This window comes from Malonomonas rubra DSM 5091 (genome assembly GCF_900142125.1).
In the GTDB taxonomy this organism is placed as follows: domain Bacteria; phylum Desulfobacterota; class Desulfuromonadia; order Desulfuromonadales; family Geopsychrobacteraceae; genus Malonomonas; species Malonomonas rubra.
The window spans coordinates 405113-426909 of sequence record NZ_FQZT01000002.1; the positions used below are offsets into that span (position 1 = coordinate 405113).

The 21797-nt window shown below is 55.1% G+C and carries 18 protein-coding genes; all 18 read right to left on the reverse strand.

Annotated features, from left to right (window positions below):
- The gene (locus tag BUB13_RS04680; protein ID WP_072906056.1) at positions 1–1245 is read right to left on the reverse strand and encodes an MFS transporter; all 1245 of its coding nucleotides are present in this window, start codon (positions 1243–1245) and stop codon (positions 1–3) included.
- Entirely contained in the window at positions 1238–2911 is a 1674-nt protein-coding gene (locus tag BUB13_RS04685; protein WP_072906058.1) for a radical SAM protein, read from the reverse strand. The genes BUB13_RS04680 and BUB13_RS04685 overlap by 8 nt, the downstream gene beginning before the upstream one ends.
- A 247-nt stretch (positions 2912–3158) precedes the next feature.
- A complete protein-coding gene (gene ftsZ, locus BUB13_RS04690; RefSeq protein WP_072906060.1) occupies positions 3159–4343 on the reverse strand; it encodes a cell division protein FtsZ in 1185 nt (394 codons plus the stop codon).
- Positions 4344–4509: 166 nt separating this feature from the next.
- A complete protein-coding gene (gene ftsA / locus BUB13_RS04695; RefSeq protein ID WP_072906062.1) occupies positions 4510–5739 on the reverse strand; it encodes a cell division protein FtsA in 1230 nt (409 codons plus the stop codon).
- Between the two features lie 15 nt (positions 5740–5754).
- A complete protein-coding gene (locus BUB13_RS04700) occupies positions 5755–6603 on the reverse strand; it encodes a cell division protein FtsQ/DivIB (protein ID WP_072906064.1) in 849 nt (282 codons plus the stop codon).
- 13 nt (positions 6604–6616) lie between these two features.
- Entirely contained in the window at positions 6617–7552 is a 936-nt protein-coding gene (locus tag BUB13_RS04705) for a D-alanine--D-alanine ligase (RefSeq protein ID WP_072906066.1), read from the reverse strand.
- Positions 7549–8934, reverse strand: coding sequence for a UDP-N-acetylmuramate--L-alanine ligase (murC, locus tag BUB13_RS04710; protein ID WP_072906067.1), 1386 nt, complete (start codon positions 8932–8934; stop codon positions 7549–7551). The genes BUB13_RS04705 and murC overlap by 4 nt, the downstream gene beginning before the upstream one ends.
- Before the next feature lie 8 nt (positions 8935–8942).
- On the reverse strand, positions 8943–10022 hold the full coding sequence (gene murG / locus BUB13_RS04715; RefSeq protein ID WP_072906069.1) for an undecaprenyldiphospho-muramoylpentapeptide beta-N-acetylglucosaminyltransferase: 1080 nt from the start codon (positions 10020–10022) through the stop codon (positions 8943–8945).
- Positions 10019–11122 carry a putative lipid II flippase FtsW gene (gene ftsW, locus BUB13_RS04720; protein WP_072906071.1) on the reverse strand — a complete coding sequence of 368 codons (1104 nt, stop codon included), beginning with the start codon at positions 11120–11122 and terminating at the stop codon, positions 10019–10021. Before ftsW ends, murG begins: the two co-directional genes overlap by 4 nt.
- Entirely contained in the window at positions 11119–12564 is a 1446-nt protein-coding gene (gene murD / locus BUB13_RS04725) for a UDP-N-acetylmuramoyl-L-alanine--D-glutamate ligase (protein ID WP_244151832.1), read from the reverse strand. The genes ftsW and murD overlap by 4 nt, the downstream gene beginning before the upstream one ends.
- On the reverse strand, positions 12477–13553 hold the full coding sequence (gene mraY / locus BUB13_RS04730; protein ID WP_072906075.1) for a phospho-N-acetylmuramoyl-pentapeptide-transferase: 1077 nt from the start codon (positions 13551–13553) through the stop codon (positions 12477–12479). The genes murD and mraY overlap by 88 nt, the downstream gene beginning before the upstream one ends.
- Before the next feature lie 3 nt (positions 13554–13556).
- On the reverse strand, positions 13557–14942 hold the full coding sequence (locus BUB13_RS04735) for a UDP-N-acetylmuramoyl-tripeptide--D-alanyl-D-alanine ligase (protein ID WP_072906077.1): 1386 nt from the start codon (positions 14940–14942) through the stop codon (positions 13557–13559).
- On the reverse strand, positions 14935–16452 hold the full coding sequence (locus tag BUB13_RS04740) for a UDP-N-acetylmuramoyl-L-alanyl-D-glutamate--2,6-diaminopimelate ligase (RefSeq protein WP_072906079.1): 1518 nt from the start codon (positions 16450–16452) through the stop codon (positions 14935–14937). The genes BUB13_RS04735 and BUB13_RS04740 overlap by 8 nt, the downstream gene beginning before the upstream one ends.
- Positions 16453–16460: 8 nt before the next feature.
- On the reverse strand, positions 16461–18413 hold the full coding sequence (locus tag BUB13_RS04745) for a penicillin-binding protein (protein WP_072906081.1): 1953 nt from the start codon (positions 18411–18413) through the stop codon (positions 16461–16463).
- Between the two features lies 1 nt (position 18414).
- A complete protein-coding gene (gene ftsL / locus BUB13_RS04750; RefSeq protein ID WP_072906083.1) occupies positions 18415–18732 on the reverse strand; it encodes a cell division protein FtsL in 318 nt (105 codons plus the stop codon).
- 36 nt (positions 18733–18768) lie between these two features.
- Positions 18769–19704, reverse strand: a complete 936-nt coding sequence (gene rsmH / locus BUB13_RS04755; protein ID WP_072906085.1) for a 16S rRNA (cytosine(1402)-N(4))-methyltransferase RsmH — start codon at positions 19702–19704, stop codon at positions 18769–18771.
- Between the two features lie 3 nt (positions 19705–19707).
- A complete protein-coding gene (locus tag BUB13_RS04760; protein ID WP_072906087.1) occupies positions 19708–20160 on the reverse strand; it encodes a division/cell wall cluster transcriptional repressor MraZ in 453 nt (150 codons plus the stop codon).
- A gap of 269 nt (positions 20161–20429) precedes the next feature.
- Positions 20430–21689, reverse strand: coding sequence for an HlyC/CorC family transporter (locus tag BUB13_RS04765; protein ID WP_072906089.1), 1260 nt, complete (start codon positions 21687–21689; stop codon positions 20430–20432).
- Positions 21690–21797: the final 108 nt, after the last annotated feature.

The window sequence follows — 21797 nt, forward strand, 5'->3', positions numbered from 1 at the left end:
TCAAGCGCCGGGCTGTCCGGATTTCTTTTTCAGCCCGGCGTATCCGTACCATCCCGCCGTCAGCAACTGACACGCGATCAAGAGCAGAAATGCCGAACGGTAGCCCGCCGGTTGATAGCCGCCAGATTCCGACAGTGGCCAAAGGCCAATAATAGCACCGATCAACCATTGCGCGGCGAAGGCGGCGACGAACACCAGCAGGTTGAGGCTGGTATTGCTGCGCCCGGTCAGACTTTTCGGAAAGCTCTGCGCCAGCACGGCATAAGGCAAAATACAGGCAGTACCGAAAAAGCCGAACCCAGGCCAGAGCAGAGCAGCATATTGCGGTGCCACCACCAGCAGCAACTGCACCAGCAGGAACACTGCCATTCCACCTGCTGCCACAGTGCCCGGGGCAACGCCGTACTTGCTCAATTTTCCAGCCAAGCTCCCGAAGGCAAAATAGCCGGCAATCATTGCCAGAGCGATGATGAACAGCACGTCCGCCACCTGCTCACGCCCGTAGAGCGCCACATCACGGAGCCATGGCCCGGACCAAAGTCCTTGAATTGACAAATAGGCAGCCTGGCTGGTAAAAGCCCAAGGCGCAATACGCCAGAAGGTTCTGCTGCTCAAAACGATCTTCAGGCCATCCAACTGTTGACGGAAGGATTCCTTCTCACCGGCAAGGGGCTGTTCCGGCACCAGTAAAAAAACTGCGATGGCAGCCAGCAGCCCTAACCCTGCTAAAAGCAGAAACACGCCGCGCCAATCGGTGATCTGTAAAGCCATCTGCACCGGTGTCGTTGCTGTCAAAGCGCCAAGCCCCCCGGAGACCATCTGCACACCGTTAGCAAAGGGAAGTCTGTCCGCAGGCAACCAGGCGGAAAAAGATTTGAACGCAGCCATCAGGCAGGCGGAAACGCCCAACCCGATCAGTGCACGACCGAGCAGCAGCATGGACAGTGAATCGGCCAGAGAAAACAGCAAAGCACCGGCCGCCGCAAACAATAATAAAACGGATTCAACCCGACGTGAACCGTAGCGGTCGAGCAAAATACCGAGCGGCAGCTGGAAAGCAGCAAAAGTGAGAAAATAAGCGGATGTCAGCAGGCCGAGGGAAGCTGGGGAAAGCCCGAGATCGGTCACCAGATCCGGAGCAATGACGGCGTTAACGGTTCGGAAAACGTAGGAAACGAAATAACCGAGACCGAAGGGGAGAAAAAGTCGCAGCAGTAATCGGGAAGGAGTTGCTGCATCACTCATCAGTACAAATCCCACATCGCCGACACCCCTCCATACACCGAGCCGTCAACTCACCTCGCAACGCCCGCTGATACTCACCCCACAAATACTCTCGAGAGAACCCCTGATCAATCACCTCCCAGGGAAAAATTTCATTCTCGTCCCGCTCGCGGGTGACATAATCAGCCATGTTCAAGCCGTTCTTTTTACAGATCTGTTTCAGGTTGCCACCTTCGGCCAACTGGGGCAGCAGCGCGCCGATCTTCCTGTCGCCGCGCGACAAAAAAGCTTGCATCACAGCTGAACGCAGCGACTCGGAATTCAACTCGGTATTCGGCATCCGCGATACAGCGGAGTGAAGATAACGCAGCTTTTTCTTCAAACTGTTTTCTGGCTCCATACCGGCCCACTGGAACGGCGTGAATGGTTTCGGGATAAAGGGATTGACGCTCAAGGTCAGGGTACCCATTTGACCTTGCCTGCGTCCGGCCTCTCGCCAGATCAAGCGAACCTTATCCGCCAATTCAAGCAGTTCCTCCAGATCGGCCTGTTCCTCGGTCGGCAGACCAATAAGCAGATAGAGCTTCAGATTGCGGATATCACCATCAGCCAGCAATTGCGCAGCATGCAGGATCTGCTCTTCATTGATCCCCTTGTTGATCAGATTCCGCAAGCGCTGGCTTCCCGCTTCCGGAGCGATCGACGCGGTCCGCAGTCCAGAGTTTCGTAGACCCGCCACCTCTTCCGCTGTCAAGGCATCAAGGCGCAGGCTGGAAACGGAAACCTGCCCACCACGTTGTAAAATTCCATCCTGCAATTTTTCGATATCTGAATAGTCCGCAACAGCCGCAGCGACAAGCCCAACCTTCTGCCGTTCGCAGAGTCCAGAATCTACCTGCTGCAGCAGGTTATTGAGGCTCCGTTCCCGCGGCGGCAGATAGATATATCCAGCGGCACAGAAGCGACACCCTCGTGAACAGCCACGGGAGACTTCAGACAATGCCATGTCACCGAATTCGGTTTCTTCAGTCTGGATAAAGCTGCGACTGGCGGACTGGTCAAGATCAGCGAGAAATTGACGGCGAGAGACTGAATGCGATTGCAGATGCGGCAATAGAACACCGGGAATTGCTTCAAGTTCGGACAACGCATCCCCTTTACTCTGCGCTGACGTGAAAACATCAAACAGAGGGGGCAGAATCGGTTCAGCCTCACCAACCGCCACCAGATCGACCAGATCAAACAAAGGAGCCGGGTTGAGAAACGCACAGACACCGCCGAACAGGACCAGCGGGTCTTCGTCATCGCGCTCTTTGGCATAAAGAGGCAACTCGCCGAGGGCAAAAATAACCGGCAGGTTGAGATAATCGTTCTCAAATGAAATCGACAAGGTAACCAGATCGAAATCCTTTAAGGGGCTCTGTGATTCATATGAAACCAGGGGAAAACCTGTTTTCTGATGTTCCGCCAAATCTTCCGGATCGGGCAAAAAGAAACGTTCACAAAGACAGTCATCACGTTGATTGATCAACTGGTAGACCGTCTGCATACCGAGGTTGCTCATGCCTTGGTGATAGGTATTGGGATAAACCAAGGCGACGCGATAGCGGTTTGACCAGTCTTTTACTGTTGCCCCAGTTTCACTGGCACGGCGTCGGCGTATTGTATCGAGCAGTTTGCGTGACATGCGGGTTATTTACCACAGAAGGATCAGGCAGGACAGAAAAAGAAAGGGGCCGCAAAGGCGGCCCCTGTTGACGAGGGAGTCGTCAGGGAAGTTATCGCAATATACAGATCGCTGTACATCTGCCGGGCGGAGAACCGGCTTCACATCACACTGAAACTGGTGTGTCATAGGCTCCTCTGCTTTAGACGCAATCGTAGCTACGCCTGAAAACAGGGACAAAAATATCCGCTGGTTTTCTTAAAATGAATCAGTCAACCCGGCGCCGCAGGAATGTCGGGATGTCAAACTGCTCGTCATCGACAAACATATCGGCATTGCGCCGCGGCATTTCGCGCTGTTTGGGAGCATTGGTCAAAATCGATTGCTCCTTGCGGGTGAATGCTGGCGTATCGTAATCGACTTTAGCACCTGGGCGCACCAGAGGTTCCGGGCGGGTATTGAGCGCGTCGGTGACTTTGCGCTTGGTGTTATCGAAGTTATCGCCAAAACCTGTGGCGATCGCAGTAATCTTGATGGTATCACCCAGATTTTCATCGATTACCAGGCCAACGATGATGTTGGCGTCTTCGTGGACTTTTTCGTGGATGATAGTCGAAGCTTCTTCAAACTCTTCCATGGTCATGCTGGAAGAACCGGAAATATTGACCAGAACGCCCATAGCACCTGAGATATCAACTTCCTCCAGCAGCGGGCTGCTGATCGCGTTATGAGCTGCTTCTGCTGCGCGACGCTCGCCCTCGGCGACGCCGATACCCATCATCGCCATACCGCGGTTGCTCATGACGGTACGCACATCAGCGAAGTCGACGTTGATCAGGCCTTCAGTAACGATCAGGTCGGAGATACCCTGGACCGCTTGCCGCAGGACATCGTCAGCGGGTTTAAAGGCATCAAGAATACTCATATTTTTGCCGGCCAGGCCGAGAAGGCGATCATTCGGCACCACCACCAGCGAATCAACAACGTCGCGTAGCTCGGCGATTCCCTGATCAGCGCGCTGCATGCGCTGACGACCTTCGCGGGTGAACGGCTTGGTTACCACGCCGACGGTCAGAGCACCTGCTTCTTTTGCAGCTTTTGCGATCACCGGTGCAGCGCCAGTTCCGGTTCCGCCGCCCATGCCAGCAGCAACGAAAATCATATCGGAACCTTCAAACATTTCGACCAGTCGTTGATGATCCTCTTCAGCAGCCTGACGACCAACGTCGGGATCAGCGCCGGCACCCAAACCTTTGGTCAGGTGACCGCCAAGTTGTACTTTCATGGCGGCATTGCTGCGGCGCAGAGCCTGAGCATCGGTATTGGCGGTGATAAACTCAACACCATCGATACTCGAGTTGATCATGGTATTTACGGCGTTTCCGCCGCCACCACCTACACCAACGACTTTAATCTTGGCGACTTGATCCAATGCGTCTTCGAATTGAAACATGACTCCCTCATTATTAGGCATTTTGCCCTCCCCTTTCGTGCTGTAGCTACAAGTTCTCCGCAGATCTTATAGCTAGTTGATTTTAATTTTGACTAATTTATCACTAGTCTTTTTAGTTATCAAGTAATTATAGTGAAATTATCACATAATTATTGAATATTTTCTATCAGAAAAATTCGCCGAACCATTCCTTCATCCGCCGTATAACCCGCTCAAAAACGTTATCTTCACCGATCTTGAAGTTTTGCGACTGGGTGTTGCTACTGCCGTACTTCACCAGGCCAACACCCGTCGCGTAAATCGGCGAGTTAACAACATCGATCAGGCCACCAATATTCATCGGATTACCACGCCTTACCGGCAGGTTAAAGACCTGCTCTGCAAGCTCCGGCATACCGGGGAGAATCGAGCTTCCACCTGTAATAACGACACCTGAAGCGATCAATTCTTCGTATCCGCTTTTGATGATTTCTCGGTTGACCAACGAGAAGACCTCTTCAACCCGCGGTTCGAGAATTTCTGCCAACAGCTGGCGAGACAGGACTCGCGGCTCGCGGCCACCAACAGATGGAACTTCGATGGTTTCATCTTTGCCAACCATAGAGGTCAGGCAACAACCGTAGGCTTGTTTGATCTTTTCAGCTTCTGCCATCGGGGTACGCAATCCGACAGCAATATCGTTGGTCAGATGGTCACCGCCGATCGACAGGACAGAGGTGTGCTTGATGGCACCTTCGGAGAAGATAGCGATATCGGAGGTCCCGCCACCGATATCGACCAGCGCCACACCCAGTTCTTTTTCATCCGAGGACAGCACTGCCTCGCTGCTCGCGAGTTGTTCGAGGACGATATCAGCCACGTCAACACCTGCCCGGTTGCAACTCTTGATGATATTCTGTGCGCTAGCAACAGCACCGGTAACGATGTGAACTTTGGCTTCCAACCGCACCCCACTCATACCAAGCGGCTCGCGGATACCATCCTGATCGTCAATGATGAATTCCTGCGGCAGGATGTGCAGCACTTCACGATCCATCGGGATAGCGATCGCCTTGGCAGCATCGATGACACGCTGCAAATCATCAGGAGTGACTTCGCGATTTTTAATGGCGATCACGCCCTGCGAATTAAGCCCCTTGATGTGGCCACCGGCGATTCCGGCAAACACCGACTTGATTTCGCAGCCGGCCATCAGTTCCGCTTCGCGGATCGCTTTCTGAATCGCTTCGACAGTACTTTCGATGTTGATGACAACACCCTTGCGCAATCCCTTTGAAGGGCTGGTGCCGATACCGACAATTTCCAGACCCTCATCGGTCATGTTGCCGACGATGCAGCAGATTTTCGTGGTCCCGATATCGAGTCCAACAATCAGGTTATCTCTTTTCGTACTCATGCTACCCCCTTGGGCTCAGCCTTTGGCCGCACGTGTCGGCCGTTCAATTCGAACGATCACTTTTTCGTCTACATTCAGGTCGATATAATCGAGAATCGACAGACGCGGTTTCAGCTCTGCATAAATCTGCTCCAGTCGATCCAGTTTTTTGCCAAATCCATCATGCCCGAGGCGTATCTTCACTCCGCCATCCAAGGTAAATAAAACCAGCCTGCCGTTTGCTGCACGATTTATTTCGGAGATCTGCTCCAGCTTGAATTGTTCACGCTCTTTCAAGTCCTGCAGCAGGGCCACAATCCGTTCCAGGTCGTCGACACAGCTACTGTCGCACTGCTTTATTTTCTGATAATCGAAACCGGTGACAACTGGGTAATCGAGGCTGTCATCTGCATCGAGCACTTTGAAAACCTCACCTTGCTCATCCAGGTAGTAGAGATAGCCGAGGTTGATAATCGCGACTGGTTTGCGTTCCTCAATGCGGATATCGATCTGCCGGGGGAAGACCCGTTGTACCTGTGCTGTCCGCACCCAGGGGTTCTCGGCGATCTTGTTGCCGATCAGGTCGAGATCCAGCTCAAATGTATTCAGCCCGGTCTGCACGTCGGAGAGGGCGATGATCTGCTCATCACTCAAGTGCGCACCACCCGCCACGCTGACCTGATCAACGCGGAACATGTCAGATGCCAACAGCAGCTGCACAACCAGAAAACTACCGACAACCATCAGCGCACCACTGAACACCACTACGCCGACCCGCAAGGCACGGTGCAGAATTTTGCGCAGGGGCAGTGACTTTTTTTGCCCCTTCTTCCGGTTCTGCCGGACTTTGCGCTTGGTTTTCTGTGTTTTTTTCAGGTCACGCATGGCTTCCGCTTTTTTATTTATCCAATCCTGCATCAAGCAGGATGGTTTCTACCAGGTGCTGGAAATCAATCCCGGCCTCGGCCGCCGCTTTCGGCAACAGGCTAGTCTCGGTCATGCCCGGTATGGTGTTGACTTCGATGCAGTAAAACTCTCGTTCACGCAGCATGAAATCGACGCGCGCCGCCCCACGACACCCGAGCGTTTCGCAGGCAGAAACCGCGGCTTGTTGAATACGCAGGTAACAGTCGGCATCGATCGGGGCCGGTAAGAGATACTCTGTTTCTCCGGCGGTGTACTTGGCGTGAAAGTCATAGAACCCTCCCTTCGGCACAATCTGGATAATCGGCAATGCCTGACCGCTCAGCACGGATACCGTCAATTCAATTCCGTCAATAAAATCTTCGACCAGTACGTTACCGTCGAGGGCCGCGGCTGTATCGATACCGTGACGCAGCGCTTCGCGACTGCGGGCAATGGTGATACCAATGGTTGAGCCTTCACGCGACGGCTTGACGATCAGCGGTAGATGCTTGCAACGCTCGAACAGCGCCTCCGTTGAATCCCCGGGCCGGACGAAATCGAAACCCGGCGTCGGCAGCTCGTGGTAGAGAAGCATCTTCTTGGTCGCCACCTTGTCAATAGCGACGCTCGATGCCATCACACCGCTGCCGGTATAAGGGATCTCCAGCATTTCCAGCAATCCCTGCACCCGGCCATCTTCACCAAAACGACCATGCAGGGCGATGAAGGCGATATCGATCTGCTGCTCGCGCAACTGCTGCGCCAAGTCATGACCGGCATCGATGGCGACAGCCTGATAACCGAGCTGCTGCAGCGCGTTCAGACAGGCAGTGCCTGTCTTCAGCGAGATTTCCCGTTCAGCCGAAAGACCTCCGAGCAGCACAGCAATCTTTTTTTGCTTCATCTCTTCTTTGCTGAAGCCACTCATTTGCGCATCCCTCCGGCCCTCAGCTGGTCGGCCAGCATCGGGCAGACCTGATTGATACTGCCTGCGCCGAGGGTGACCACCAGATCACCCGGCTGCGCCAGTTCACCCAGTAGATCTGTAATTTCTTTAAAAGAGCCGCGATAGTACGTTTCTTTATGACCGTGATCGATGATGCCCTGCGCCAATGCGTCACCGGTAGCTCCTTCGATCGGATCTTCACCGGCAGCATAAACATCCGCCACCACAACGATGTCGGCCTGGTAAAAGGCGGTCTTAAAGTCCTCGAAAAGCGCAGAGGTCCGGCTGTAGCGATGCGGCTGGAAAACGGCAATCACCCGTTTATTCCAGCCGGTTTTGGCTGCAGACAGAGTCGCTTTGATCTCCGCCGGATGATGGCCGTAATCATCGACAATCATCACGCCATCAACCTCGTCGCGCAGTTGGAAACGTCGCTGCAGGCCACCGAAGTTGCGGAAGCCGCCGATAATGGTCTGGAACGGAACTCCAAGCTCATGCGCCACTGCGATAACCGCCAGCGCGTTCAACACGTTATGACGACCCGGCATACGGAAGGAAACACGGCCCAACTCTTCACCTTGGAAGAATGCGGTAAAGCTCGTCCGGCCTTGCCGGTGCTGAACTTCGGCAGCATGAAAATCGGCCTGGCTGGTGAAACCGTAAGTCAGGTAGCGTTTCTTCACCTCCGGCAGAATGTCCTGAATATTGGGGTCATCAAGACAGAGCACGGCGCGGCCATAAAAAGGCACCTTGTTGATGAAATCGATGAAAATCTGTTTGATCTCATCCAGCCCGGAGTAGAAATCAAGATGATCCTCATCGATATTGGTAACAACGGCGATGGTCGGTGACAGGTGCATGAAGGATCCGTCCGACTCGTCCGCCTCGGCCACGAGGAATTTGCCCCGCCCTAATTTGGCGTTGCTGCCGAATGCATCCAGCTTGCCGCCAATCACAGCGGTCGGGTCGATGCCGGCGTGATGCAGCACCAGTGACATCATGCTGGTTGTCGTGGTCTTGCCGTGGGTCCCGGCGATGGCGATGCCGTACTTCATTCGCATCAGTTCGGCCAGCATTTCTGCGCGGGGGATAACGGCCACGTGCTGGCGATGGGCCTCAACCACTTCCGGGTTGTCCGCTTTGACCGCAGTCGAGGTGACAACGACATCGCACTCGACGATATTCTCGGCCTGGTGCCCGATGACGATTTCACCGCCTAGTTCTGCCAAGCGACGGGTGGTGTCGCTCTCACGCAGATCGGAACCGGACACTCGATATCCCTGGTTCAACAGCAGTTCAGCGATCCCGCTCATGCCGATGCCGCCGATGCCGATAAAATGTATTTTCTTGATCCGTCCGTACATTTTCGCCCCTACCCCTTCGCCCCGCACAAACGGAAGCATTCATCCAATATCATTTCGGCAGCGCCCGGTTGCCCCAGCGAACGACCTTTATCGGCCATCGATTGCAGTAGCTCGGTATTGCCACTCATCTGCTTGATCAGTTCGAACAGGACCGATGCGGTCAACTCGCTCTGCGGCAGCACTTTTGCTGCTCCGACTTGCTCCAGTGTTCTGGCATTAGCGGTCTGATGATCTCCCGCTGCATACGGGAATGGAATCAGGATTGCCGGGCGGCCACAGGCAGTCAGTTCGGCCAGCGTCGTTGCTCCGGCGCGGCAGACGATCAGCTTCGCCTGGTCATAGGCAGCGGCCATATCATCGATAAATGGCACAACCTGCTGCGGATCGAACCCGGCGTCGGCATAGGCCTGACGCACCTTTTCCAGTTCCGCCTCTCCGGTCTGATGAAGAATGTTCGGGCAGTCCGACCAGGCTTTCAGCAGCGGTAGCATTTCCACGACAGATTTATTGATCGCCTGAGCCCCCCGGCTGCCACCAAAAATCAGCAGAGTGCCGCCGACATCAATTTTTTCATTGACGTCATTCAAACCTGACCGCAGCGGGTTACCGGTCAGCATGGTTTTCTCAGCATTGAAGCCTTTACCGCTATCGGCAAACGAAAGGAAAATACGCTTCGCCCACTTGCCGAGCAATTTATTGCTCAAACCAGGAATGGCATTCTGCTCGTGGATGACGTAGGGAATCCCCATCAGTTTCGCCATCAAAAGTACCGGCACTGAAGAATATCCGCCAACGCCGATCACCAAGTCAGGCTTAAAACCGTTGATGATCTTCTTTGCCTGCAGCATACTTTTCAGCAAACGTGGCAGCATTTCCAGTTTGCCACGCCATCCGGTTCCGACCACGCCGGCCATCCCGACGGTCGCCAGCGGAAGATCCAGTTTCGGCAAAAGTTTCGCTTCCAGCCCCATTTTGGTACCAACGAACTGCACGGCCGCATCTTTATCCTGCTGCAAAAGCAGTTGCGCCAGTGCTACGGCCGGAAAAAGATGTCCGCCGGTTCCACCACCGGCCAGCAACAATCTCATCGCTTCGCCTTCTCTTTGCTAGAGATGTTCAGCAGGATACCCACGGCAACCAAACAGACCACCAGGCTGGTACCACCATAAGAGATAAAGGGCAGCGCCAAACCCTTGGTCGGCAACAGTCCCATGCAAACAGCCAGATTAACGAAAGCCTCCAGTCCGAGCAGCAGGCTCAGGCCGAAAGCCAGATTGCGTCCAAACGGGTCCTCGCACTGCAGAGCGATGCGGATACCACAAAGCACCAGCATCAGGAACAGGGCCGCAACAACAATTGCGCCCACGAGGCCCAGTTCTTCGCCGATAACGGAAAAGATAAAATCGGTATGTGCTTCCGGCAGATAGAACAGTTTCTGCTGACCGGTTCCCAATCCCTGTCCGAAAACACCACCATTGCCGAAAGCAACCAGGCTCTGGATAATCTGGAAGCCGGTATCGAAGGGATCATCCCAGGGGTCGATAAATGCCATGATCCGGCGGCGACGATACTCGACGTTCATCACCAGGAAATAGAGCGCGGGCATCGAAGCGGCAACAGTCGCAAGCACGTAAAACCAGCGCACCCCGGCGACGATCAGCATCGACAGTGCAACGCCGGCGATAATCATTGCGCTGCCGAGATCAGGCTGTTTCAGCAGTAACAGCAGCAGAACGCCGAGCACGATCATGTACGGCAGATAGCCTTTGGCGAATGAGCGCACCATCTCTTTTTTCCGCGTCAGCGAATGAGCCAGGTAGAGCACCAAACCCAGTTTGACCAGCTCTGCCGGTTGCAGGTTGAAGCCGGGCAAACGCAGCCACCGCAGCGCCCCGCCGACCCGCACCCCGAGCCCCGGCACGAACAACAACGCCAGCAGGAAGATACTGCCGATCAGGGTAATGACCGATAATTTTCGCCAGTTCTGATAATTAAAATAGGTAGCTATCGCCATCAGTAAAAAGCCGACGATGGTATAAACCAGCTGCCGCTTGAGAAAATAGAAGCCGTCGTTGAAACGCTCAGCCGCCATGATCGCCGATGAGGAGTAAACCATGACCACACCGATGCAGGTCAGGGTGACAGCCAGCAGCAAAACCGTGGTATCAACGTCGCGCCTCAGGGTCATGCCGCCCCCCCTTCCGCAGACAGTTGCTGGACCAAACGGCTGAACTCCTCGCCACGCACGGCAAAGTTTTTAAACATATCAAAGCTTGAACAGGCAGGTGAAAGCAGAACTGTGCCGCCTGCCGGGGTCACCTCGTAAGCTTGCTCAACTGCAGACTCGAGCGTTGCCGCCAGCCGGATCTGCGTAGCGCCGGAGAGCTCTTGCGCCATCCGCGCGGCCGCTTCACCAATCAGGATCAGGGTTTCGACCTTCTCTTCCACCAACGGCCGCAGCGGGGCGTACTCGCCACCCTTATCCTTGCCACCCGCGATCAGCGTCACGGGCGCCTGCAGACCGGAGAGGCTCTTCACGACGCTGCCGACGTTAGTGCCTTTGGAATCGTTGTACCAACTGACACCATTCAGCTTGCGCACCAACTGCATCCGGTGCTCCAGTCCGGTAAAGCTACAGACCGCACGCCAGGCGTCTTCCGCCGGACATCCCATCAGCAGTGCCGGGATCATCGCGGCCATGGCATTTTCGATATTATGGTCGCCCTGCAGCTGCAATTGAGCGAGCGGCAGATTGATGTTGGCGCCGTTCCAGTTCCAGTAGAGATGATCGATTTCACGAAGCATTCCCTGCACGTCTTTGCCCTCGGCCGAGAACCACACCTTGGTTGCCTTGATGCTGTCAGCCAGGCGGCAGATCTCCGGGTCGTCAGCGTTAAGGATGGCGAAATCGGATGCATTCATGTTGCGGAACATTTCCAGCTTGGCGAGATAATAGCTGTGAAGATCGGGATAACGGTCGAGGTGATCGGAACTCAGGTTAAGCAGCAAACCGAAACGTGGATGAAATTTGCGAACCGTCTCCAACTGGAAAGAAGACAGCTCGACCGCCAGCACGTCATAATCTTCATCACAGGCTTCGACCAGTGGAGTTCCGATGTTGCCGCCAACGAAGACCCGTCTGTTGCAAACCCTCATCACTTCACCGATCAGGCTGGTGGTAGTCGACTTGCCGTTGGTTCCGGTAATACCGATAATCGGGGCCTCAATTTCTGCGGCAGCGATTTCGATTTCACCCAGCAACGGAATGTTCAGCGAGGCAGCCAAGCGTAGCGGTTCGCAGTCGAGGGGCACACCGGGGCTGACAGCCACCAAATCAGCCTGTTCGAAAAGACTTAAGTCATGGCCACCGAAATCGTAGCGAACGGGCAGCCCTTCGAGCGACTCCAGACCGGCGATCTGCTCAGCTTGTCGTTGATCGGACAGGGCGACAGAAGCACCGCGCGTCACCAGATAGCGCACCAGGGCCTGACCACTCAGGCCCGCCCCGATGACAACAACTTTTTTTTCGCTATAGTCCCGTTTCATCTCAGTTTCAGTGTCGAAAGTCCGATCAATGCCAGAATGATGCTGATAATCCAGAAACGAACGATAATCTTCGGTTCCGGCCATCCTTTAAGTTCAAAATGATGGTGAATCGGTGCCATGCGGAACACCCGCTTGCCCCAGTAGCGGAAGGAAATAACCTGTACGATGACCGAAAGCGCCTCGACGACAAAAATGCCGCCGACAATCACCAGCACGATTTCATTTTTGGTAATCACCGCGATGGTGCCGAGAGAACCACCGAGCGAAAGGCTGCCGACATCGCCCATGAACACCTGCGCCGGGTAACTGTTGAACCACAAAAAGCCGAGGCCGGCGCCGACCATGGCACCGCACAGAACCGACAACTCACCGGCTCCCGTGATCCCCTGAATCTGCAGGTAACTGGCAAGGTTCGCGTTGCCGGCCAGGTAGGCGAGCAACAGGAAAGTTCCAGCAGCGATGATCATCGGTCCGATGGCCAAGCCGTCGAGACCGTCAGTCAAATTGACCGCGTTGCTAGCGCCGACCATCACCAGGATGGAGAACGGGATGTAAAACATCCCGATATCGGGCTGAGCATTCTTGAAAAATGGCAGGCTCAAGCGGGTATCGAAACCGACGCTGTTGTAGAGCAGCAAGGCAGCACCCAGCGCAATCAGGATCTGCCAGAACATCTTCTGCTTGGCGGAAATACCGTCGCTGTTCTTGCGCACAACCTTCAGATAGTCATCGACGAAACCGATCGCGCCGTAACCAGCGGTCACCAGCAGAGTGACCCAGATATACAGGTTGCTCAAATCCGCCCAGAGCAGGGTCGGGATAATAATGGCGCACAGGATCAGCGCGCCACCCATGGTCGGGGTACCTTCTTTGACGAAGTGAGACTCCGGTCCGTCTTTGCGAATCGATTGTCCGACCTGCATTTTCTGCAGGGTTTCAATCAGCCAGGGACCGAGGATGAACGAAATCAACAACGCCGTAATGGTTGCGTAAATAGTGCGGAAGGTGATGAAACGAAAAACGTACAGCACCGAAAATTCTGTATGTAGCGGGTATAAAAGGTGATACAGCACCTGTCAGCTCCCCTGCTGCCCGTTCGGCAACTCTTCTGCGGCGGCCCGAAGTGCATCAGCCAACCGGTCCAACTTGATTCCACGCGACCCCTTGACCAGAACCCGGTCGCCCGGCCGCTGCTTTTCCTGCATCAAAGCGATAGCCGCGTCGACATCGCTCAGCTCAATCATCTGTTCCGCTTTCAGCCCGGCACCTGCGCAGATATCGGCAGAAAAATTGCCGACCGCAACCAGCAGGTCAACGAATTCTCCAGCCTGTCTGCCGATCTCACGATGCATCTCGGCTGCACCATCGCCCAGTTCCAGCATGTCTCCCAAGACAGCGACGCGCCGTCCCTGCCCCTTGGTGTTTGCCAGCACCTTAAGCGCGGCAGCAACCGAAAGAGGATTGGCATTATAGCTGTCATCAATCAGCAACCCGCCACAGGGCATCGGCATCAGATTCATTCGCCCTTGTACCGGGATAAAGTTTTTCAGCCCGATGGCAACCTTTTTCAACGACACTTTCAATACCAGCGCGGCGGCTGCAGCGGCCAGTGCATTCGAGACATTGTGCTGCCCGGCCACGCCAAGTTCGATATGCTGAACTTCACCCTGATAGTGCAGGTCGAATTCAAGTTTCTGACAGTTCACCCGAACGTTTTCCGCTCGAACCTGCGCATTTTCCGCCAGCCCGTAAGTCAGTTTGAAAACACCGTTGGCGACCGGCAGGCGAGCAACCCGCTCGTCATCCAGGTTGATAATGGCGCTGCCACCCTGCATACCGGCGAACAATTCTCCTTTGGCACGGGCAACACCATCGAGGCCGTGCAGACTTTCCAGGTGCGCCTGGCCGATATTCGTGATCAGGCCAACAGTCGGCTGAGCGATTTCGGTCAACCGCTCAATTTCGCCAAGACTACTGGTCCCCATCTCCAGCACTGCCCACTGGTGCTCGGGTTGCATACGGAAGACTGTCAGCGGCAAACCGATCAGGTTGTTGAAGTTACCAGCGGTCTTCAAGCCCGGACCGACCTGTTCGAGAATCGAGGCCAGCATTTCTTTTGTGGTGGTCTTTCCGGCAGAACCGGTAATCGCCACCAGCGGTCCGTTCAACTGCAACCGGTAAGCGGCGGCTAGGTCGCCAAGCGCCTGCAGCGTATTTTCGACCCGAACTACCGGCACGCTCAGGCCCTCGATAATCTCTTCGCTCAAGCAGGCGGCGGCCCCGTTTTTGACTGCCTGGCTAAGGTAATCATGGCCGTCGAAATGTTCACCACGCAGCGGTACGAACAACGCACCCGGCTCCATGTTGCGACTGTCGGTGGAGATACCGCTCAAGCCGCAATTGACCTTCTTGCCTGAAAAGACCCCTCCGGTTATCCGCGCAACCCGCTCCAGATCAAACATCTGCCGCCTCCGAGGAAACCGAACCGTTTAAAGCGATAGCCAACTCTTCCCGATCGTCAAAATGGACCTTCCGAGTCCCCAGAATCTGGTAATCTTCATGCCCCTTGCCGGCAGCCAGGAGCAAATCCCCCGCTTTAGACTGGGCACAGGCAAACTTGATTGCTTCACGGCGATCAGGGATAACAACAAAACCTTTTTCCCCGGCGACAAGTTGCTGCTCACTCAACTCGATGGCGCCCTCGGCCAAGGCTCCAGCTTGGACCTGCTCGAGAATTTGCAACGGGTCTTCGGTGCGCGGGTTATCAGAGGTAAAAACCGACAAGTCGCTGTAATTGACCGCAGCCGCTGCCATCACCGGGCGCTTACGCGGGTCACGATCTCCGCCGCAACCGACCAGAGTAATCAAACGTTTCGAATCAAGCTTCGACAGGGTTTTCAGGACCTGCTCCAGCGCATCGCCGGTGTGAGCGTAATCGACCAGGGCGAGAACGTCGCGGTCGTTATCGACCCGCTCCAGTCTCCCCGGCACCTGCGCTGCGGCAGCGACACCTGCAGCGATCAGGCGATTGTCGATATTGAGCAGTTGCGCTACGGTCACGGTTGCCAACAGGTTGCTGACATTGAAATGGCCGATCATTTTGCTATCAATTTCAACCACACCCTTCGGACCGATAAATTTGCCATGAATCCCGTGCCGGCCGACCGTGACATCCAAAGGATGGACCTGAGCAGCAACCTGCTCACCAAAACTGCACCAGCTTTCGTTTTCCCGCAGCAACTGGCGGCCAAAGCCGTCGTCATAATTAATCGCTGCCTGTCCTGCCCCCAACAACTCGCTGAACAAACGACGCTTGCTGGCAAAGTAGTTATCCAGGTTCTGGTGATAATCGAGGTGCTCCGGCGTCAGGTTGGTGAACACGGCAAAATCGAACTCGATACCGTCGACCCGGTGCTGCTCCAGCGCGTGTGATGAAACTTCCAGTATAATGGCGTCAGCGCCCTGCTTGCGAAACTGTCCCATCATTGCCATCAATTCCAGCGACTCAGGCGTCGTATGGGTCGACTCCAGCCTCTCCTGGCCAAAACGATACTCAACAGTGCCGAACACCGCCGGGGCATAACCAGCCCGACGCATAATCGCTTCCAGCAGATAGGTGATGCTCGTTTTGCCATTGGTGCCGGTGACACCGATGACCGGGATTCCAGCAGTCGGATCGCTGTGGTAGCGAGAGGCGATCAGCGCCATCGCTTTACGCACGTTGCCAACCTGCAGATAGCAAACACCGGTCTGCTGCTCTTGCGGCAGTCGCTCCGCAACGATGATGACAGCCCCCGCGGTCACTGCCTGTGGAATGAAATCGAAGCCATCGCTTTGCACTCCCGGCAAGGCAAAGAAAACGAACCCGGGCTCAACCCTGCGTGAATCGCAGGCCAGTCCGCTGACCTCAACCTCAGCTGAGCCATGCTGCTTTTCAATTTTGATGCTGTCCAGCAACGCTGTAAATTTCATCAAAACTCCTAGGCGCCGAGCCGCACCCATGCCTGCTTACCGTAACGGATTTTCCTGCCGGGCGCCGGAGATTGCTCAACCACCTGGCCGCTGCCGGAAAGTTTCAGATTGAGTTGTTTTTCTTGCATCGCTTGCAGGACCTGACGATAACTCATGCCGCGAAAATCAGGCATCACCAGGCCATCGATCGGCTCTGCTTCCGGCAGCAACGCCGCCAGATCAGGCAACGGCTCGACATCAGCCTTGGCCAGATCGATCGCAGAAAGAGAGCCCTTCGGCAGAATATTCAAGTGGTTGAGCGACTGTTCGGCGATACGGGCAAACACCGGTCCGGCGACGACTCCGCCGTAGCCTTTGCCCTCCGGCTCATCTACGGTGACAGAAACAACTAAAGCCGGCGAATCAGCCGGCACAAAACCAATAAATGATGCAACGCGTTTGTCGATTGAATAACCGCCGGTCACCGGGTCAACCTTCTGGGCGGTTCCGGTTTTTCCAGCCACCCGGTAGCCGGGCAAGGCCGCTCGTGTTCCCGTTCCGCCGGGTTCAGTGACGCTGACCATCATCTCGCGGACCGTTTTTGCCGTTGCCTCTGAAATGACGCGCCGTTTCACTTGCGGCAGTTTGCGTTGAACTACCTGCCCATCGGCGTCAGTAACACGTTCAACCAGATAGGGCTCCATCAGCAGTCCACCGTTGGCGATCGCCGACATGGCGGATGCGATTTGAATCGGCGTCACGCTTATCGCCTGGCCGAAGGAAATCGCCGCCAGATCTATTTCGAACCAGCGTGACGGCTGCCGCACCAACCCTGGCGATTCGCCCGGCAAATCGACACCGGTCAACTCCCCGAAACCGAAATCGGTAAGATATGAGTAGAACCTTTCTCGCTCCATCGCTTTACCCAGCTTTGCGAAACCGATATTGCTGCTGTATTTCAGCATTTCTGTCAGGTTCAGTTTGCGATGTTTTTTGGTGTCACGAATCACTTTTCCGCCGACTTCGTAGCGTCCGTTTTCGCAGTAAATTTTCTGATTCGGCCGGACGATTTTCTCCTCCAGCGCCCCCGCCAGCAGGAACGGCTTGAAGGTCGAGCCCGGTTCGTACATGTCGGTGACCGTCCGGTTACGCCGACTCGAGGTGCGTGATTTGCCCGGACTGTTGGGGTTGTAGTCAGGCTGACTGGCCATCGCCAAGATCTTGCCACTGGCAGGCTCCATCACCACAACGGTGCCGCTTTTGGCTTTAAACTCTTTGATCACCCGAGCCAGCTCTTTTTCCGCGATGTATTGCAGCGATCGGTCGAGAGTCAGTTGCAGGTTATACCCGGGCACGCCACCCTGAACCAGTTGCTCGGCTGTCGCCATACCACGCCCGCGAGCATCTCGTTGCGACATCATCCGTCCCGGTTCGCCCTGCAGCTGCTGATCATATTCCAGCTCGACTCCTTCCAAACCCTTAGGATCGAGCCCGGTAAAACCGACGACGTGGGCGCCGATACCACCCTGCGGGTAAAAGCGCTTGTGCTCGGCAACAAAACGAATACCGGGCAGGCGCAGGTCACGAATTTCCTTAGCCACTTCCGGGTCGAGCTTGCGCTTGATCCAGACAAAACGCTTTTTACTTGCCAACAACGAGGTCAGCTCTTTTGCCTTCATCTGCAGCGGCTTGCTGAGTGCCGCAGCAATCTTTGCCGGATCTTTGATCTGAAACGGGTCAGCGTAAAGAGACTGGACATCGAGGCTGATCGCCAGCGGATCACCGTTGCGATCAAAAATGGCGCCACGCTGCGGGGCCAATTCAACGACACGCTGCTTCTGCTGATCGGCTCGATCCTGCAGCTTGGGTGCCTGCACCACGTGCAGATAATAGCTGCGGCCAACGATCACGCAAAAGGCGAGAACGAACAGAGCGCCAAAAAATCGGATGCGAATCTGGATTCCGCGCTCCGTCACCGCCATCTCAATCGATCCTGATAATCTGACCGGAAGCCGGTGTGCGCAGACCAAGCTCTTTGCGCGCCAGCGTCTCGATGCGGGTATCACGTGACAGATAGGCCGCTTCCAGCTTCAGTTGCTTCAACTGCTGCTGTCCCTGACGAATTTCCCGTTCGAGGCTTGAGATATCGTACTCAAGGTTGAGAGCATGAATGCGCGACCAGACGAACAGCAAAGACAGAAGAGAGACCAGCACAATTGCAGCAAAAACCGGGGCCAGACGTGGCCGATAGAGAGAAAAACCATTAATTTTGACAACCGTGCGTGGCAGAGCTTCCGGCATGTCCAACCTCCTGTTACTGAACAGGCGCTGCTGCTGTCAGCAACGCTCAATCGCCCGCAGAACTGCACTGCGCGAACGACTGTTAACTTCTACTTCTGTGGCCCCAGCCTTGACTCCTTTACGCGTCAAAACCTTCACGGCGGGAACCTGATGACACTGGCAAACCGGCAACTTCGGCGGGCAAATGCACCCCTTGGACTTATCCCGGAACAGTTGCTTGACGATGCGATCTTCCAGCGAATGAAAGCTGATCACCACCATTCGCCCGCCCGGTCTCAACAGGTCGATCCCGGCGGCAACACCGTTGCGGACCTGATCCAGTTCCTGATTGACATGAATACGTAACGCCTGAAACACCCGGGTCGCCGGATGTATCCGCCCCGGCTTGTTGCCACCCGGCACCGCCTGCTTGACCAGCTGTGCCAGCTCCCCGGTCCGGGTGAGCGGCGCATCCTCGCGCCGAGCCACTATCCTGCGGGCAATGCGACGACTGAAACGTTCTTCACCGTATTCAAAAAAGATCCGCGCCAGCTCCTCTTCTTCCGCCTGGTTGACCACATCTGCTGCAGTCATCCCGGCTTGCGGATTCATCCTCATATCCAGTGGCGCATCGTGACGGAACGAGAATCCTCGCTCCGGGGTGTCGAGTTGATGGGAGGATACCCCGAGATCGAGAAGCATGCCGTCGAGAAACTCTATCTCCAGCTGCCGCAACACCTCGGCCGCCTGGTCGAACGTCGCGTGCTGCAAACTAACGCGATCTTCGTAAGGGGCGAGCACCTCAGCCGCTTTTTCCAGCGCGGCAGGGTCGCGATCAAGACCGATCAATCTGCAGTCGGCCGTCTCGAGGATCAGCCGCGAATGCCCGGCACCACCGAGAGTACCGTCGAGATAGATGCCGCCATCTTTTGGCTGCAGCCAGTGAAGTACCTCAGCAGGCATAACCGACAAATGCTCAAATGCCACTGCCATCGGCTACAGACCAAGATCCGACAGCAGCTGACCATCTTCCTCCAGCAGAGTTTCGGATTTGGCAAGAACAGCGTCATAAGCCTGCTGATTCCAGATCTCTATCTTGTCGTCCATGCCGACAATAACGACATCCTTCTCCAACCCGGCCCTTGCCCGCAGCGCCTGTGGCACCTGGATTCGGCCCTGCGCATTGAAAGTACATTCCTGCGCCGGAGACACCCGGGCTCGCCAGACAGCCTCTTTGCTCGGGCTGGCAGGGAGCGCGTCATACTTGGAAAGAAACGCATTCCAAGCCTTCGGCGGGTAGGCAGTCAAACCATCCTTATTTAAAGTGACAAAAAGACTTTCGCTCTGGAATTTTTCACGCAGCACATCGCGGAAGCCGGCTGGCACGCTGACCCGCCCCTTCAAATCGATGCTGACGTTAAAGACTCCTGAGAACTGTTCTTTTGACACTTAAAAACACCTTTTTTCACTTTTTGACACCAGATTGCCAAAGAATAGCCGGAGGACCCTCCCCTGTCAAGGAGAAATGGTGATTTTCCCCTGCTCGGCGCGAAAGGAAAAATCGCGCCATGACGGGAACTTATCTTTCATTAAGAAGGAAGAAAAGGAAAGCTGTTTAAGAGCCGTTGAAGGACGTGCAAAATGGTACAGGTGAGACAAAAATAAAAAAGGCGACTCAGGCCGCCTTCAGAGCAAACAGGAGTTTGCGAAGAGTTCGATTATCCGACAACAGGTTCGATAAGTTGCATTTCGATATCTTCGATCCTGCGATCATCCATCCGCTTGATGCGGAACCTGATTCCTTCGGTCTCGAACTCTTCGCCCTCCGCTGGAATCCGCCCCATTTCGCGCAGCAGGTAACCGGCCAAAGTGGTAACATGATCTTCCGGCAGCTGCAGCTTGAAGCGCCGATTCACGGCGCGCAGGGAGACGGCGGCATCGACCAGAAAGCGGCCAGGTGCAAGCTGGCGAAAGTCGACTTCTTCGATGTCATACTCATCGTGGATCTCACCGACGATCTCCTCAACAACGTCCTCCAAGGTAACAATGCCCTCAACCCCACCGTATTCATCGACCACAATTGCCAGGTGCTCACGCATTTTACGGAACGTCTGCAGCAGCACGGCAATTCTCTTCGATTCCGGAACAAAAAACGGCTTGCGGCACATTTCGGCCAAGGAAAACTGCTCGGTACGGCCGATATAATCAAGAACTTTCTTCGAATGTACCACACCGACAATATTGTCCAGACTGTCATCATAGACCGGAAAACGGGAGTGACGAGCCTGCTGAACGGTTGCAAGCACTTCGTCAAACCCGGCTGACACTTCGACCCCGACCACCTCGGTGCGCGGAATCATCACGTCACGCACCCGCGTTTCGGAAAGGTCGAAGATACCGTGCAACATGCGGCGCTGTTCAGCCGCAACCACGCCCGACTCTTCGCCGACCTCGATAATGGCACGAATTTCATCCTCGGAAACAGAGAGGCCCTCTGCCTCCTTCGAACGGAAAAACCGGGTCAGGGCTTTCGACAACGAAGAGACGACCAGAACGACCGGTGTCAAACTCCAGACGACAAAACGGATCGGGTTGAGAACGAAAAAAGACATCTTTTCCGGGTACTGCGCGGCGTAGGTTTTCGGGCAGACTTCGGAAAAAATCAACAGGATCGGGGTAAGTATCAGCACAGTGTACAATTCCCCCCGCTCACCAAAATAGCCGACAAACAGGCCGGTGGCGATAACCGATGCAGCGATATTGACAAGGTTGTTACCCACCAGGATCCCGCTGAGCAGGCGATCTGGATCATCCAGCAACTTGGCAAGTTTGGCAGCGCCTCGGCGCTCCGTCTGCTGCAGGAAGCGGACACGTAATTTATCAAGGGAAAGCAGAGCTGTTTCGGAACCGGAAAAAAACCCGGACAGGGCAAGCAGAGCCAACAGGGCGAGCAATCGCCAAAGCGCTTCGTCTGACATTCTATCTCCATCGACCGACATCGCGGCCAACCATCAAAAACACACAGAATTGAGCGGAGTTTAGCCTAATCCGGCGCAAAGGGGAAGAGTCGTTGCGCAGGAAATATT

What these genes read in the sequence shown, in the direction of transcription:
- BUB13_RS04735 (WP_072906077.1), bottom strand. Translation starts at nt 14,942, where the DNA reads ATGTTTGATCTGGAGCGGGTTGCGCGGATAACCGGAGGGGTCTTTTCA.
- murG (WP_072906069.1), bottom strand. Translation starts at nt 10,022, where the DNA reads ATGAGATTGTTGCTGGCCGGTGGTGGAACCGGCGGACATCTTTTTCCG.
- murD (WP_244151832.1), bottom strand. Translation starts at nt 12,564, where the DNA reads ATGGCCGGAACCGAAGATTATCGTTCGTTTCTGGATTATCAGCATCAT.
- ftsA (WP_072906062.1), bottom strand. Translation starts at nt 5,739, where the DNA reads ATGAGTACGAAAAGAGATAACCTGATTGTTGGACTCGATATCGGGACC.
- BUB13_RS04685 (WP_072906058.1), bottom strand. Translation starts at nt 2,911, where the DNA reads ATGTCACGCAAACTGCTCGATACAATACGCCGACGCCGTGCCAGTGAA.
- BUB13_RS04700 (WP_072906064.1), bottom strand. Translation starts at nt 6,603, where the DNA reads ATGCGTGACCTGAAAAAAACACAGAAAACCAAGCGCAAAGTCCGGCAG.
- BUB13_RS04705 (WP_072906066.1), bottom strand. Translation starts at nt 7,552, where the DNA reads ATGAGTGGCTTCAGCAAAGAAGAGATGAAGCAAAAAAAGATTGCTGTG.
- rsmH (WP_072906085.1), bottom strand. Translation starts at nt 19,704, where the DNA reads ATGGCAGTGGCATTTGAGCATTTGTCGGTTATGCCTGCTGAGGTACTT.
- murC (WP_072906067.1), bottom strand. Translation starts at nt 8,934, where the DNA reads ATGTACGGACGGATCAAGAAAATACATTTTATCGGCATCGGCGGCATC.
- BUB13_RS04765 (WP_072906089.1), bottom strand. Translation starts at nt 21,689, where the DNA reads ATGTCAGACGAAGCGCTTTGGCGATTGCTCGCCCTGTTGGCTCTGCTT.
- ftsL (WP_072906083.1), bottom strand. Translation starts at nt 18,732, where the DNA reads ATGCCGGAAGCTCTGCCACGCACGGTTGTCAAAATTAATGGTTTTTCT.
- BUB13_RS04740 (WP_072906079.1), bottom strand. Translation starts at nt 16,452, where the DNA reads ATGAAATTTACAGCGTTGCTGGACAGCATCAAAATTGAAAAGCAGCAT.
- ftsW (WP_072906071.1), bottom strand. Translation starts at nt 11,122, where the DNA reads ATGACCCTGAGGCGCGACGTTGATACCACGGTTTTGCTGCTGGCTGTC.
- ftsZ (WP_072906060.1), bottom strand. Translation starts at nt 4,343, where the DNA reads ATGTTTCAATTCGAAGACGCATTGGATCAAGTCGCCAAGATTAAAGTC.
- BUB13_RS04745 (WP_072906081.1), bottom strand. Translation starts at nt 18,413, where the DNA reads ATGGCGGTGACGGAGCGCGGAATCCAGATTCGCATCCGATTTTTTGGC.
- BUB13_RS04680 (WP_072906056.1), bottom strand. Translation starts at nt 1,245, where the DNA reads ATGAGTGATGCAGCAACTCCTTCCCGATTACTGCTGCGACTTTTTCTC.